At 39.2% G+C, this 14857-nt stretch carries 13 protein-coding genes; 6 read left to right on the forward strand and 7 right to left on the reverse strand.

The window, feature by feature from the left end; genetic code table 11:
• Positions 1-28 precede the first annotated feature (28 nt).
• From LBQ60_12785 to LBQ60_12805, 5 genes are all read right to left on the reverse strand, one after another.
• A complete protein-coding gene (locus tag LBQ60_12785; protein ID MDR2038791.1) occupies positions 29-2329 on the reverse strand; it encodes a polysaccharide biosynthesis tyrosine autokinase in 2301 nt (766 codons plus the stop codon).
• An 18-nt stretch (positions 2330-2347) separates the two neighbouring features.
• A complete protein-coding gene (locus tag LBQ60_12790) occupies positions 2348-3127 on the reverse strand; it encodes a polysaccharide biosynthesis/export family protein (GenBank protein ID MDR2038792.1) in 780 nt (259 codons plus the stop codon).
• Positions 3128-3513: 386 nt separating this feature from the next.
• Complete coding sequence (locus LBQ60_12795; protein MDR2038793.1) at positions 3514-3846, reverse strand: redoxin family protein; 333 nt, start codon at positions 3844-3846, stop codon at positions 3514-3516.
• A gap of 12 nt (positions 3847-3858) precedes the next feature.
• Positions 3859-4311, reverse strand: a complete 453-nt coding sequence (locus LBQ60_12800) for a hypothetical protein (protein MDR2038794.1) — start codon at positions 4309-4311, stop codon at positions 3859-3861.
• Positions 4312-4517: 206 nt separating this feature from the next.
• Positions 4518-5018, reverse strand: a complete 501-nt coding sequence (locus tag LBQ60_12805) for a carboxypeptidase-like regulatory domain-containing protein (GenBank protein MDR2038795.1) — start codon at positions 5016-5018, stop codon at positions 4518-4520.
• A 484-nt stretch (positions 5019-5502) separates the two neighbouring features.
• Between LBQ60_12805 and LBQ60_12810 the strand changes: the two genes are divergently transcribed.
• From LBQ60_12810 to LBQ60_12835, 6 genes are all read left to right on the forward strand, one after another.
• A complete protein-coding gene (locus LBQ60_12810; protein ID MDR2038796.1) occupies positions 5503-6069 on the forward strand; it encodes a nitroreductase family protein in 567 nt (188 codons plus the stop codon).
• An 18-nt stretch (positions 6070-6087) separates the two neighbouring features.
• Positions 6088-7611, forward strand: coding sequence for a glucose-6-phosphate dehydrogenase (gene zwf / locus LBQ60_12815; GenBank protein ID MDR2038797.1), 1524 nt, complete (start codon positions 6088-6090; stop codon positions 7609-7611).
• A gap of 121 nt (positions 7612-7732) precedes the next feature.
• Positions 7733-8806: a DUF1573 domain-containing protein gene (locus tag LBQ60_12820; GenBank protein MDR2038798.1), complete on the forward strand. Its 1074-nt coding sequence runs from the start codon at positions 7733-7735 to the stop codon at positions 8804-8806.
• A 6-nt stretch (positions 8807-8812) separates the two neighbouring features.
• Complete coding sequence (locus LBQ60_12825) at positions 8813-10108, forward strand: replication-associated recombination protein A (GenBank protein MDR2038799.1); 1296 nt, start codon at positions 8813-8815, stop codon at positions 10106-10108.
• A 37-nt stretch (positions 10109-10145) separates the two neighbouring features.
• Complete coding sequence (locus LBQ60_12830) at positions 10146-10910, forward strand: prolyl oligopeptidase family serine peptidase (protein MDR2038800.1); 765 nt, start codon at positions 10146-10148, stop codon at positions 10908-10910.
• A gap of 174 nt (positions 10911-11084) precedes the next feature.
• On the forward strand, positions 11085-12185 hold the full coding sequence (locus LBQ60_12835; protein ID MDR2038801.1) for an acyloxyacyl hydrolase: 1101 nt from the start codon (positions 11085-11087) through the stop codon (positions 12183-12185).
• A gap of 52 nt (positions 12186-12237) precedes the next feature.
• Here LBQ60_12835 and LBQ60_12840 read toward each other — a convergent pair whose 3' ends face one another.
• Both LBQ60_12840 and alr read right to left on the reverse strand, forming a co-directional pair.
• Positions 12238-12834: a porin family protein gene (locus LBQ60_12840; GenBank protein ID MDR2038802.1), complete on the reverse strand. Its 597-nt coding sequence runs from the start codon at positions 12832-12834 to the stop codon at positions 12238-12240.
• A gap of 346 nt (positions 12835-13180) precedes the next feature.
• Positions 13181-14857: alanine racemase (gene alr, locus LBQ60_12845; protein ID MDR2038803.1), on the reverse strand; the 1677-nt coding region annotated here is incomplete at its 5' end.

Genomic DNA, 14857 nt, shown 5'->3' on the forward strand with positions numbered 1-14857 from the left:
AGATATAACTACCTTCTATTTAATATCATCATACTTTACTCGCAAAATACTTCTCAGATGATGCATTCTGGACGGAGCCGTTCAGAAGTATAGTCATGTTTTTGAATTTTCCGTTGTGGTATATATTTTCGAGCTCGGGAATAATATAATGGTCGGAAAAATTTTCACGTATAACAAATATGTTCATATCCGAATACCTGCCTATAATTGTTGCATCTGTTACCGGATTGACAGGAACTCCATCGATGAATATATAATCATAATAAGTCTTCATAGCCTCCAGGAACGGTGTTAATTTACCATTCATCAATAATTCGACAGGATTTGCCGGTATTTTACCAATTGTGACCACATCGAATCCAGGATAAAAATAATTTTTATTGATGATGGATCCGACAGTAGCTGTTCCGTTCAGGTAATCAGTAATACCGGCTTTATCTGAAGAAACATACGTACTCAACGCTGCTTTCCGCATATCCAGATCCAGCGCGATTACTTTTTTCCCGGCTAAAGCAAAACACATGGCCAGATTCAAGGTCATGAATGTTTTTCCCACTCCGGCCTCATAAGAGGTAAACATAACTGTTTTTATGTTCTCCTGATCAAAAAAATCAATATTGGTACGTAAGGACCTGAAAGCTTCATTTACCATATCCCTGCTATTTTCCTTGACAAGCGGAGCTTTCATATTCGCTTTTTTACGTGCCTGGGAAGCCAGTGGAATAACCCCTAATAAAGGAACTGAAAGTTTTTTCAGGTCTTTTTTCCCTTGAATGGTGGTATTCATCATATCTTTTCCCCAGATTACGCTAGTGGGGAGTATCATCCCCAATACAAAAGCAACCGCCATAATCATTTTCTTTTTGGGACTGATCGGTCTGGAACTTCCCGTTGGAGGATTGATAACCCGTGTATTGGTAGTGGTCATTGCAAGTGACAACTCATTTTCTTCCCGTTTTTGAAGCAGGTATAAATATAACGACTCTTTGATCTTTTGCTCACGCTCAATGGAAATCAAATGTTTTTCCTGTCCGGGATTAGAGGCTATTTTCTGGGTCATTCTGGCATTTTGTGTTCGCAAGCTTGATAACTGCAGGTCAAGGGCTGAAACCAGATTGTCTATAGTACTGATAATAGATTGCATCATACCGTTAAGATCATTGTTCATATCCACAATCACAGGATTTCTTTCACTACTGTTAGCCAACAATTTGTTCCGCTGAAGCAATAATGCATTGTATTGTTCCAAGGAAGATTCCACAGCAGTATTGCTTAAACCGGTATTGGTCGGTAACAAGTCCAGGGTTTTGCTGCTTCTATCCAATGACTCCTTGATATTTTTAGCGATAGATAATTGATTACTCACCTCTACTACTTTTGCCGAATATTCACTGGATTCTTTCATATACAATGATGCTGCCGAACGCACATCTGTCAACAGATTCGAACTTTTATACTTCTGCAGGTTATCATCTATTCCTCCCAGTTCGTTTTCTATAAAAGGAAGCCGGTCATCAATGAATTTTGATGTATTTTCAGCAATCTGTCTTTTTTCCCTCAACCATTCTTCATTATAGACGGCAATGATAGTATTCAGAATATCATCTGCCCTTTGGATAGAGACATCAGTATAATTGAGATTGATGATGGTATTTTCTTTACTTGCCAAAGCTACACTTAAATTACCTGAAAACCCGGCAGTAGTACTTCTGATACTGCTTTGAGATACTTTTATAGGAACATTGTAATATGTACCGGAATAGAAAAAAGTAGGAGATATCTCTATATTTCCGATAGGAGTATTCACCATCTCGTTGAGTTTAGCTTTTTTACTTGTCGGTTCAAACTTCATAGCATTCTGTTCAAATCCGGAAAGAAGCAGCAAACTGTCTGGTAATAACTCCACATAAAAAGAAAAGAATTCCTGTTCCTGCATGCCTGAAGAAATGACTTTAATCGGCGAATGGGTATACAATTCCCTGTCTTTCAATCCATCCCGAATAGTATAGCTGATGTTCAGATTCAGGCGCTTAACCACTTCCTGCATCAAATGGGGAGATTTGAATGCTTCTACTTCATTATTCACGTTGGCAGCTGCTTTGAATGGATTTTTTTCACTGAAAGCCGCTGTTAAATCTGATGCATTGTCTTCTTTGATCAATACCGACGCACCTCGCATGTAATCAACCGGACGGGTTTGTATATATAAAAAAGCAATACTGCAACAGATGGCTACGGAAATAATATACCATGGCCAGTGACGGACATAACTTTTTATTAATTCTAATATTTGAAAATTTTCGTGTTTAGGCGTTAATTGACTTTCCATAAATTTTTTAAAGATTCTTTATTTAATGAACAGTACCAATATGGTGGCGAAAAGTGAAGCTATCGATACCCACACGCCTACCGATTTATTCTCGTTAATTCTCGATTGTCCTGCTCTCACTTTATTGGGTTCGACATATATGACATCATTTTGTTGCAGGTAATAGACCGGTGAAGTGAATAAATCTTTTGAACGCAAATCTACACGATAAGTATTCCTTAGATAATCCGTTTCACGTACTACCATAACATTTTCCCGGTTACCGTAAATGGTCATATCTCCTGCCATTCCAAGAGCTTCGAGTAATGTAATTTTATCATTGGTGATTTGGTAAGTACCCGGATTAGCTACTTCCCCTAAGATGGAAATCCTGAAATTCATGAACTCTGTTGTCACCACCGGATCTTTCAACAAGTCATCTTCTGTAAGTCTTTGCTTAATCATGTCGGATAATTGCAACCTTGTCAAACCAGCCACCTTTATTCTCCCTAATATAGGATAATCAATATAACCATACTGATCCACCGTGAACCCGAGTAATTTTTGAGACTCCCCTGCTGTAGGTGATGCACTTCCTGCAAAATAAGTGGTTAACGGTAGATTGAAAGATACCGACAGTTCGGGATTCTTACTGGTGATTACAATTGAAAGTATATCTTTCGGCTGAATGGTAATACCTTCGTTAGGAACCATTGCTTCAGATGTTCCGTCAACGGCATCCTGTAAATAGATCACTTTTTTAGATGTGTGGCATGAAAATAATATGCAACACAAAAACACAATAAATTTATATTTCATATAATAAACCTAATACTTTTGTGTACGAGAATAATAATTTATAATTAAGGTTCATACACCCCATTCTATTTTTTGGTAATGGAATAATCAAATTTTATTCCATTTTCATCAAACACAATTATATGTAATCTGCCTAATTCTAATGTATACGTATTATACGATAATAAAGGAAATAAGTTATAAAAAATAATTTATTGATTGATGGTTTTAAATATAGAAAAATAAATTTAACAGTAATACTGTCATTAGCATTCTTTAAAGAATATCAATGATTTCATTTAAAGAATTTGTCCCGGCAAAACAAAGCGGGAAAAACAAACAACAAACCAATACTATACTGTAATAAAGAACACCAAAAACAGTCAGTTTGTTTATTTCAACTTTAACTATTTAGCCAACAGCTTCTCTATTTGCTGGATGATGGCTTCTTTTTCCGCCGGAGGGTCCGCTTTTGTATTGACAACTTTACCATTACGATCAACTAACATATACACTGGAAAAGCTTTTGTATCAAAAGAAAAATTATATTCGACTCTGCGTTGCTGGTCGTCTGATATACGGTAATGAACAACATTTTCCCCAAACAACCCTATGTCCATAATGTAATTCTTCCATGTAATTTCGAGAGAGCTACTGACAAGATACATGAAAATCACATCTTTTCTTCTTAGTGTTTCTCGTAGGTCATTCATATATGCCATCTGGTCGCGACATGGTATGCACCATGTTCCTCAAAAATTCAAATAAATCACCTTACCTCTATAGGCTTCCAACATTAGTTGGAAAAGAAGACCGGGATTCATTTCTTTTAACCGGTAAGTACGAACATAACTGGCGGAAAACAAAACTTCAGGATCTTCAAAATCATAATCAAGTGGCAACATATTTCCAATATATCGTTGACCAAAGTCCCCGGTAAAGCGGATTTTATCCACTGTACTAGTATTACCGTATTGATCCACCAAAAAGGAATTGGTATAAAAGTAGATATCCGACCGTTTTTCTTTTTCATATAAAACACCCGCTTCCAGATAGATCGGTCCATTTGAATCATTTTCACCTGATAGCTTTATATCCGGATTAATTTGCACTTGTTTTTGGGCAAGCGTATCGGTAACTATAAAATAATTTTTTGAATGGACAGGAGCTCCTTCATACAAAAGTTGATGGTGTGATGCATTCAACGTGTTTCGGACAAGATTTTTGAAAAAATAACGGGATGATTGCGTATAAGTTTCGTTCCGTAATTTTTTTATTTTCTTATTATCAGTATCTAAATCTATAAAAAAAGAGGTACCTGAAAAATGGGATTGCGTGAAGTATTTATTGTCCAGAGAGGCATTACTAAAACTTACATCAAATTTAATTATATCGAATTGTATGCGATATCCTAAAGTTTATTTTCAATAATGAGGGGTTGATTTGAAACAGCAGATAAGTTTTTTGTATCCGAATCATAAAAAAAATGGATATCATCTTCGTTTAATATTTTACAGGATTTTCCTGCTTTATCCGTTCCTAAAAATTGTTCACGAAACACTTTTATTTTCTGCTCCCTGCTAAACAAATCTGCCTGTGTGACTTTCCATATAGGATCGACCTTCTTTTCCAGATATATTTTACCCAGGCCCTCTTCATATGGATTGGAAATAGATTTTAGCTGGTATGATGAATGCCTGAATATCAAGTTGGTATTAATCCTCGTTCCTACATATAATTCAAATTTCCCACTAGCATCGGTAGTCGTATGGAATAGTGTTCCGTCAAAGTATACTTCTACATTTGAGATAGGAAGCCCGGTTTTTAAATCATAGAGGTATCCTGAAAATATCTGAGCATATGAACAAGAAGCGACAAAAAACAGCCAAAGCAAGACAATATAGGGTTTCATAATATTTGTTTTTACAAAGATATTTATTTTTTCAACAGATCTGGACAATCCCCTCTTTTTCAGCCTGTGGGACTTTATTTTTATTAACAACACAATACGACCCTGGTCGATTAACATATAGATTAGCTTTTCCAGAAGATTCATGTTCAACAAAAACTGACGTTCGTTAGTTAATCGGTAATGAACAACTTTATTACAGCCGACTAAAATTCCCAGCTGTATTGATAGTAATTGTATTGAATGTCCCGTCAAAATTATACATGTACGCGTATTTAACAAGTAATTTGGCGACAAGATCATAAACGTATCCGTTAAATATTTGCTACATATGAGCAATTAAAAATAGCCATAAATAGGGGAATAATAATTTTCATAACATAATAAATCTTCGACCTTATCTATAAAGATTAAACTATATATTGAAAAATAAGATAATTAATCATCTTATTCCTATATTTGTCTACAGATAATTAATTTTAAAATCATGCTTGCAGACTTAATCAAAAAAAACAGGAGTTACCGTCGATTTTATCAGAATGAACCCGTCAGTGAAAAAGACCTGTACGATATGATTGATGCGGCACGGCTCAGCCCGTCGGCGCGAAATGCCCAATCCCTCTGTTATCAATTGTCGAACACGAAGGAATTAAATGACCGGATATACCCTACCCTTCGTTGGGCAGGATATCTGAAAGACTGGGATGGTCCGGAAGAAGGAGAACGTCCATCGGCATATATCATCATGATGAATAATGAAAAGATATCCACTAATTTCTTTTGTGACCATGGCATCGCTGCCATGTCAATTCTACTGACTGCAGTTGAAAAGGGCTATGGAGGATGTATTATCGGTGCATTTGAAAAAAAACACCTGGAAGAGATCTTACATGTCCCCGGTCATTGCTCGATATTACATGTTATAGCATTGGGAAAACCCAAAGAAACAGTCGTTATTGAAGCCGTAAAAGAAGATCAGGACATTAAATACTGGCGTGACGAACAAGGAGTACACCATGTTCCTAAACGCGCCTTGAAAGATATTATTTATTAACGCTGTATTTCGTATTCCATGAACCCTCACCAACCAGAACCTTTCATTATCACTATTTTCGGGGCATCAGGAGATCTATCCGCAAGAAAACTTTTACCCGCTCTCCTGTACCTGGAACACGACCGTTTATTACCTCACACTTATTGTATTCTGGGTGTGGGAAGAACTTCATTCAGCGACCAACAATTCCGGGAAAAAGCAGGCAATGCTTTAAAAGAACATGCCGCGACAGTAAATGCCACCGTCAGAAAAAAGTTTCTGAAACGGTTACATTACCATGTAATGAACACCTCGGATAGTAATGACTATATCGGGTTAAAACAAAAACTCACCGAACTGGACATATCCATCGGCTCATCGCGGAATTTCCTTTATTACCTGGCTACACCGCCTGTTTTATACCAAACCATTATTGGCTATTTATCCACCCAGGGACTCAACCGGGAAGAAAAACAGGGATGGAAACGTGTAATTATCGAAAAGCCGTTCGGCTACGACCTGAAAACAGCCCGGCAATTGAACAAGGAAATACTTAAGTCGTTTAAAGAAAATCAAATATACCGTATCGACCATTATCTGGGAAAAGAAACCGTACAGAATATCCTGGTTACCCGTTTTGCCAACAGTATCTTTGAGCCGGTATGGAACCGCCATTATATTGAACGGATTGAGATCACCTCTGCTGAGAGCATCGGAGTAGAAAACCGGGGTGGCTATTATGACAAAGCCGGTGCTGTCCGGGATATGATACAAAACCATCTTTTGCAGATATTAGGTATGATCGCCCTTGAGCCTCCTGTAAATGCGGAAGCCGATTCCATCCGTAACGAGACACTCAAGGTATTCCAATCGTTGAGGCCAATCTCTATTAAAGATATGGCTGACCAGGTGATCCGCGGACAATATCTGGCATCTACCATACAAGGAAAAAAAGTTGCTGCCTACCGGCAGGAAAAAGGAGTGGCTCCGGATTCACAAACAGAAACATTCGTAGCCATGAAACTCTTTGTCGACAATCCAAGATGGAAGGATGTCCCGTTTTTTATCCGGTATGGAAAAAGAATGCCTGTACGTGTCACAGAGGTGGTAGTCCGGTTCAAACCTGTGGCATATACCATTTTTGAACAGGGTCCGACTTCTGCACAGAACAACACGCTAATCATCCGGATTCAACCTGATGAAGGTATTTTACTAACTTTTGGATTAAAAACACCCGGGACTGGATTCGAGGTGTCCGAAAAAAGCCTTGATTTCCATTATTCTTCGTTGGAACAGACACGACTTAGTGAAGCTTATGAACGATTATTGCTTGATTGCGTTAAAGGAGATCAGACCTTGTATCTTCGTGGTGATGCTGTAGAAGCAACATGGAAATTCATTGATCCTGTACTGCAGGCATGGCAACATCATTCTATAAAACTCTATGGTTATCCTGCTGGAACATGGGGACCAAAAGAAGCGGATAAACTGATCGGAAAAGGAGCAACCTGGCGTTATCCCTGCAAGAACCTAACATCAGATACCGGATTCTGTCAATTATAACAAATACTTCCATGAACAATCTGGTTTGATATTTGTATATAATTATTGTACTTTTGAAGCGCACTGTACATGCGGTACAGCACGGATATTAAACAATTAAGTACCAATATCATACTTGATAATGAAACGAATTATTATTTTTTTTATATGTTTGTTCATGTTGGCTCCGGCAACGCTGCTGGCTCAACCAAAAATCACATTTGACAAAATAGTTCATGATTTTGGCAAGGTAAAAGAAGCCGACGGAGCAGCAGTGCATGATTTTACGTTCAAGAATACGGGAACGGCCCCATTGATCATCCAGAACGTTACTACCACCTGCGGATGTACCACACCTGAATGGACCAAACAACCCATCCCCCCCGGATCGGAAGGTTTCATCAAAGTTTCTTATGATGTAAGGGGAAGACCTGGTGCCATTGACAAAACTATTACCGTATCCTCCAATACCAAACCTGCCACAACCCATCTGCGTATCACCGGTGAAGTAAGTCCGGTAGACCGCCAACCTGCCGAAGCCTTCCGTTATACTGCCGGCGCACTCCGTATGGACAATTTGCATGTATCTTTCAGCCGGGTTTATTCGTACGAAAAACCGACACTGGTAGCTACAGCATATAATCCGGGAACCAATCCGGTTAAAATATCTTTTGTTCATCTGCCTAGTTACATCAAAGTTGACGTTAGTCCATCCACTATAAGAAAAGATGAAAAGGCCAGCATTAAAATTACATACGATGCAGCCGGCAAAAACGAGTGGGGTTTTGTCAGTGATCTCATCAGTATGATACAAAATGATGATACATCCAAAGAATATAAATTGACCATTACGGCCAACATTCAGGAAGACTTTTCTAAATGGACAAATAACCAGCTCCAGAATGCACCTTCTGCCCTACTTGAAAAAAGCGTCATAGAAGGGGAAAAAATAAAGAAAGGTGAAAAAGCCGAATACAAATTAAAAATGACCAATAACGGGAAAAGTAAATTGCTGATCCGTAAGGCCGAATCGACCAGTCAGCAGGTAAAAGTTACCGCTCCCAAGGAAATTGCTCCAGGTGCATCATCAGAACTGCTCATATCTTATGACACGACCGGACAAACAGGTTTGCAATCCAAAACGATATCAATCATCACCAACGATCCGAAAAACCCGAGCATCACAGTTCGCTTAAAAGTAGAAGTAATAGAATAACCGAACATGCAGATCAGCAGTCAACCTTTAGCAGACAGATTGAGACCTACCGGTCTCGACGACTATACCGGCCAAAAACATCTGGTAGGGGAAAAGGCTGTATTGCGTCGTATGATCGATTCCGGTAATGTTTCTTCTTTTATCTTGTGGGGACCTCCGGGAGTCGGAAAGACAACACTGGCGCAAATTGTTGCCAATCAGCTAAATCGACCTTTTTATATGCTTAGTGCGGTAAATTCAGGGGTAAAGGATGTACGTGAAACCATTGAAAGCGCAAAAAAACAACGTTTTTTCAATCACCCCTCCCCGATCCTGTTCATCGATGAAATTCACCGATTCAGCAAATCCCAGCAGGACTCTTTACTGGCTGCTGTGGAAAAGGGCTATGTGACGTTGATCGGTGCTACAACGGAAAATCCATCCTTCGAGGTCATCTCCCCGTTACTTTCCCGTTGCCAGGTCTACACACTCAAATCGCTGGAAAAAGATGACCTGTTGGAGATCATTGATCACGCCCTGAAAAAGGATTCATTGTTGAAAACGCTTCCCGTTAATCTGAAGGAAACCTCCGCATTATTGCGTATTTCAGGAGGTGATGCCCGTAAATTGCTCAATGCACTAGAGCTGGTAATTATGGCTGACCTCGATGCGGAAGGAAAAACATCTTCGGAAATTATCATTACAGACGACAAAGTCCTGGAAAGGATACAGCAAAACATCGCGATGTATGATAAAAACGGAGAGATGCATTACGACATTATTTCCGCATTTATCAAATCTGTGCGGGGTAGCGATCCTAATGCTGCCGTGTATTATCTTGCCCGGATGATCGAAGGTGGTGAAGATCCGCTCTTTATTGCCCGACGCCTGATCATACTGGCATCTGAAGATATAGGGCTGGCCAATCCGAATGCATTGCTGATGGCACAAAGCTGTTTCAGTGCCGTACATTCTATCGGTATGCCGGAAGGACGTATTGTGCTTTCTCAAACGACCATCTATTTGGCTACTTCACCCAAAAGCAATTCAGCCATAGAAGCCATTGACAGCGCCATGGCAAAAGTCCGGGAAACAGGAAACCTACCGGTTCCGCTCCACATAAGGAACGCACCTACCAAATTGATGAAACAACTGGGATATGCGAAAGATTATAAATATGCACACAGCTATTCCGGTAATTTTGTCGATCAGGAATTTCTTCCGCCGGAAATAGTGGGTACATCTTTTTACCATCCTTCCGACAATAGCCGGGAAAAAGAGATAAAAGCACGGATGGACCAGTTATGGAAAGGAAAATATTAGATATAGAACAAGTATCAACCATTGAATAAAAACAGAAATGAAACATTTTACTTTCGTATTAATAATGATGTTCGGATTCCAGTTGTTATATGCTCAAAACGATTTTACTGCTAAGGAATTCACCACATCTTCCAATGATATTTTAAAATACAGGGAATTACTGCCTGATAATTACAATCCGGAGAAACAATATCCATTGGTTTTATTTTTACACGGTGCGGGAGAAAGGGGAAACGACAATCAGGCACAACTCAGGCACGGAAGTATGATGTTTACCAATCCTGTGAACCAGGAAAAATATCCGGCCATCGTATTGTTTCCGCAATGTCCGGCTTCCTCCACATGGCCTTTTGAAAAAGCACCGGAAGGAAGTTGGAACAATTTCCCGAAAAACGATCCGATCTCCACCCCGTTGAATGCAGTAAAAGAGCTACTGGATCAATATCTTGAAATGAAATCTGTGGATAAAAAACGTATATATATCCTTGGTATTTCGATGGGAGGCATGGGAACATTTGACATGGTATGCCGTTATCCGGATATTTTCGCAGCAGCCATCCCTATTTGCGGTGGTGTAGCCACCGAACGGCTGGTAAAAGCCAAAGATGTAAAATTCCGGATTTACCACGGAGATGCAGATATGGTGGTCTCTGTTCACAATTCCCGGAATGCTTATAAAGAATTAAAAAAAGATGGTGCAAAAGTGGAATATATTGAATTTCCCGGATGTAACCATGATAGTTGGAATCCGGCATTCAACCGGTCTGATTTCCTCGAATGGCTATTCAAACAAAAAAAATAAAACCATTAGAAACTGAGTAGGATGGTTTTTCGGTATGAATTTATCGGATGACCTAAGATATTAAAACACGAAACGTTGAAGAAGATATACTACTTTTTTTGCATATTATTATGTATGCCCGTAAACGCCTTATGTGGTAAATCCGATAGTATACCGCCTAAAAGACTGTTTTTTATGGCTAATGTCCAACAGGGTAACCTTCTTTTTTCCCAGGGAACAGATGTCATCAAAAATTATTATGTAGGTCTTGAACTTCGTTTTGGTATACAAACAGATGACTATCAAAAAAACACTTTTGATGCTTCTTTCCGGTATCCCAAATATGGAATCGCCTATTACATGGGAAACATGAATGAAATCATCCTTGGAGACGAACATCAGGATGGCTTCGGTAAACCCTCTGCTTTATACGGTTTTTTTTCCAGCCCTATATTCCGTACCAAATGGTTTCAACTCAATTATGAATTTGGCATAGGCGTATCTTATAATTTCAAGACCTATGATCCGAGGCGACGGCCGTATAATACACTTATAGGCAGCAAAACAAACGGTTACATCAGCGCCAGCCTTGACGGGCAGATTTTATTACCGGGACATTCTAGCATTGGACTGGGAGGCAGTTTCCGGCACTTTTCCAACGGATCCATCCAAAAACCCAACAGCGGGATCAACCTGATCATGGCTACCGTATCTTATCAGTGGGGGCTATACAAGAACCGGGATAAAAGTTATACCCGGATACATGCCGATCCGGTCGAACCAACATTGGAATGGTATATATCTTGGGGAAATGCCGTTCGCATGCTGGATACCGACTTTGACCTTGATCATCCCAAGAACAGTAAAAGATGGTACTGTGCTACTGTCTCGACATCCATTCTGGCACATGTCAGCCACCGACGAAAGGTCGGACTGGGACTTGACTTTTTTTACTTCGATTGGGGAAGACACATCATTAATTATAGGGCGCATATAGACGGACGTAGGGAAAGGACCAGCATACACGACAATATGTCGATAGGTGTACATATAGCACATGAGGTGGCATACAAAAAATTCTGGGCAGTAACAAATGTCGGATTCTATCTGAATGAACGTGTCGGGGATATACCTTCCTCTCCTTTTATCTATGAGCGAATCGGTGTAAAATATCAGCTTACTGATCGTTTCTGCGTGGGTCTCTCTCTAAAAGCGCATCTGGTAAAAGCCGATTACCTGGCGCTGGAGATCGGATATTCTATAATTAAAAACAAGAAATTAAAGAAAAGAAGCTGAAACTACTTTCCAAATTTCGTAATATCACAAATAATACCCTGATCTATATCAATCATAAATTGATAAAAAATCCGGCATTAAGGATCCCTCTGTAACCAAAACCCAATTCCAGAAATCCTCCGATCCAACTACCAAACCTTAAACCTACCGGAGTGATTTGAAATGTAAAATAAGGTGTTGTATCCGAATCATTCTGACTCTTATCTGTATGGTCTTTATAGTCAAGATTATATAAGGTACCACCAACACCTGCCAAACCATACATGCGAAAATTTTTCTTACGTATGTAAACATAATCAGCTTCCAAGGCCAGTGTATAGTGTCGTTTATAAAATTTTCCTTCTTCCCTTCCATTTAAAATACCTTTACCTGTTGAATAGTCATACGCAAATAATCCACCCATACCGAGACGTTCTGTAAACCTGTACCTATAGCCCAAATGAATGGATCCTAAAGAATTGTCATCGTCCATTTTTATACCGGCAGGAAGACTAGAAATGATCATGTCCGAAAAGGTATTTAGTATCTCATTAGTATTCCATATCCCTATCCCTAATTCTAATTCATTTCGTCTATCCTGCGCCTGTAGATTTATACCCATCAAAAAGAATACAACCTGAAGTTGTAATAGTATTATTTTCCTATTCATAAAATTTAATTTTTAGTGAAATTTCTGTTACAAGTATATTTTTCAAATGTAAAAAACACGATTGAACCGGGTCGTTGTTCCTGTTAAGTATCTTTTTTATCTCTATTCAAGTCCATACAAAAGTACTACATTTTTTCCGGATAAGTAATAATATTAATCCGAAATACAAGCAAAACACGAGTAAATAAGGTAATCTCAACCTATTTTTATTTTTTCAGCACTGAAATAGAAGTTTCTCTTGAAATTTACTCGCAACAACCACTTTTCTATTTTTTATTTAGAATATTACAAAAACTGATTATCAATCCGTAAAAACACGAATAATATGTAAAATATAAACATCCTGTTATTCCTGATAATAAACCCGCTTTACCCGGGGAGCAATCCTGGTTAATACTTCATACGGAATGGTCTGCATCTGTCCTGCAATTTCCTTCAGGGGATAATCTTCTCCAAAAATAGTGACAGTATCTCCTTCCTGAGCACTCAATCCGGTCAGATCAATAGCACACATATCCATGCTCATATTACCCACCAGTGGAACCTGTTTTCCATTCACCATAAAATAACCTATGCCGTTACCTAGCATACGATGAAGGCCATCCGCATATCCGATCGGTACAATTCCGATCCTTGTCGGAGAGGCTGCAATGAATTTTCTGTTATAGCCGACACTTTCGCCAGTTGGAATATCTTTAATTTGTAGAATGGTACTTTGTAATGTCGCTACCTGTCTTACTTTTGATGCGTCTACGGCGCTGATCCCATGCAGACCGATTCCCAAACGTACCATATCAAATTGTGCCTCTGGAAACCGTTCAATTCCAGCCGAATTAAGAATATGGCGTATAAAATGATGACCGGTTTCTTCCTCCAACCGATGACTCATCTTCCGGAACTCAGCAATTTGGTGATAAACAAAATCATTTAAAGAAGGGTCGTCACTACCAGCAAGATGTGAAAATACCGATTTAACCTGGATAAATGACTGATGATTAATGAACTCAATAAGAGCATCCAAATCATTTTCCATAAAACCAAGACGATGCATACCTGTATCAAGCTTTATATGAACCGGATAAGAATAAATAGCATATCTGGAAAGCACCTGGGCAAACTGTTGTAATAACCTGAAATGATAAATTTCAGGTTCCAGCCGGTAGCGGATCAATGTATCAAAACTGTTATCCTCCGGGTTCATTACAATAATGGGCATTGTGATGCCATTTTCCCTTAACTCCTTCCCTTCGTCGGCAAAAGCTACTGCAAGGTAATCAGCACGATGGTATTGCAAAACATTAGCCACCTCAACACTACCGCTTCCATAGGCAAATGCTTTTACCATGGCTATCATTTTGACATGCGGCTCAAGCAAAGATTTGAAATAATTATAATTATGTATCAATGCCGTCAAATTGACTTCCAGTACTGTCTTATGTACCTTATCTTCTAATTCCTGAACGATCCGTTCAAATTCAAAATTCCGGGATCCTTTGATCAGGATGGCTTCATCGGTAAATGTTATTTTACTTCCCAGCTGAGCGAGAAAATCGTCTGTGGTTTTGAAAAAATATTTTTCACAGGAGAATAAGCGGGCGTGGCTCGAGATCTCTCTTCCTATTCCGATCAGCTTGTTGATATTTTTCCCCGATAAAAGTTCCGAAATTTCCCGGTAAAGGTTTTCCTGTGACTTACCTGACTGAAGGATATCAGAAAGTATCACCGTTTTAACAGCCTGCCGCTGCCGAACCAGCAGGTCCAAAGCAATGGACAAGGATCCGGTATCCGCATTATAACTGTCATTGATAAGGGTACAACGGCGGATTCCCTTTTTTATATCCAGACGCATTTCTACCGGAATCAGTTGACTGATCCTTTCCCGGATAACTTCCGGGACATACCCCATAAAGACCATCAGGGCAACCACACACAATGCATTTTCCAGTGAAGCATCATCTGCAAAAGGAATGGTCAGGGAAAAACTGTTTTTAGCTTCATGAATTTCCACTGATGTTGAGTCTGG

The sequence above is a fragment of the Bacteroidales bacterium genome, assembly GCA_031275285.1.
In the GTDB taxonomy this organism is placed as follows: domain Bacteria; phylum Bacteroidota; class Bacteroidia; order Bacteroidales; family UBA4181; genus JAIRLS01.

What these genes read in the sequence shown, in the direction of transcription:
- LBQ60_12805 (MDR2038795.1), bottom strand. Translation starts at nt 5,018, where the DNA reads ATGAAACCCTATATTGTCTTGCTTTGGCTGTTTTTTGTCGCTTCTTGT.
- LBQ60_12785 (MDR2038791.1), bottom strand. Translation starts at nt 2,329, where the DNA reads ATGGAAAGTCAATTAACGCCTAAACACGAAAATTTTCAAATATTAGAA.
- LBQ60_12825 (MDR2038799.1), top strand. Translation starts at nt 8,813, where the DNA reads ATGCAGATCAGCAGTCAACCTTTAGCAGACAGATTGAGACCTACCGGT.
- LBQ60_12830 (MDR2038800.1), top strand. Translation starts at nt 10,146, where the DNA reads ATGAAACATTTTACTTTCGTATTAATAATGATGTTCGGATTCCAGTTG.
- LBQ60_12790 (MDR2038792.1), bottom strand. Translation starts at nt 3,127, where the DNA reads ATGAAATATAAATTTATTGTGTTTTTGTGTTGCATATTATTTTCATGC.
- zwf (MDR2038797.1), top strand. Translation starts at nt 6,088, where the DNA reads ATGAACCCTCACCAACCAGAACCTTTCATTATCACTATTTTCGGGGCA.
- LBQ60_12840 (MDR2038802.1), bottom strand. Translation starts at nt 12,834, where the DNA reads ATGAATAGGAAAATAATACTATTACAACTTCAGGTTGTATTCTTTTTG.
- LBQ60_12810 (MDR2038796.1), top strand. Translation starts at nt 5,503, where the DNA reads ATGCTTGCAGACTTAATCAAAAAAAACAGGAGTTACCGTCGATTTTAT.
- LBQ60_12820 (MDR2038798.1), top strand. Translation starts at nt 7,733, where the DNA reads ATGAAACGAATTATTATTTTTTTTATATGTTTGTTCATGTTGGCTCCG.
- LBQ60_12835 (MDR2038801.1), top strand. Translation starts at nt 11,085, where the DNA reads ATGGCTAATGTCCAACAGGGTAACCTTCTTTTTTCCCAGGGAACAGAT.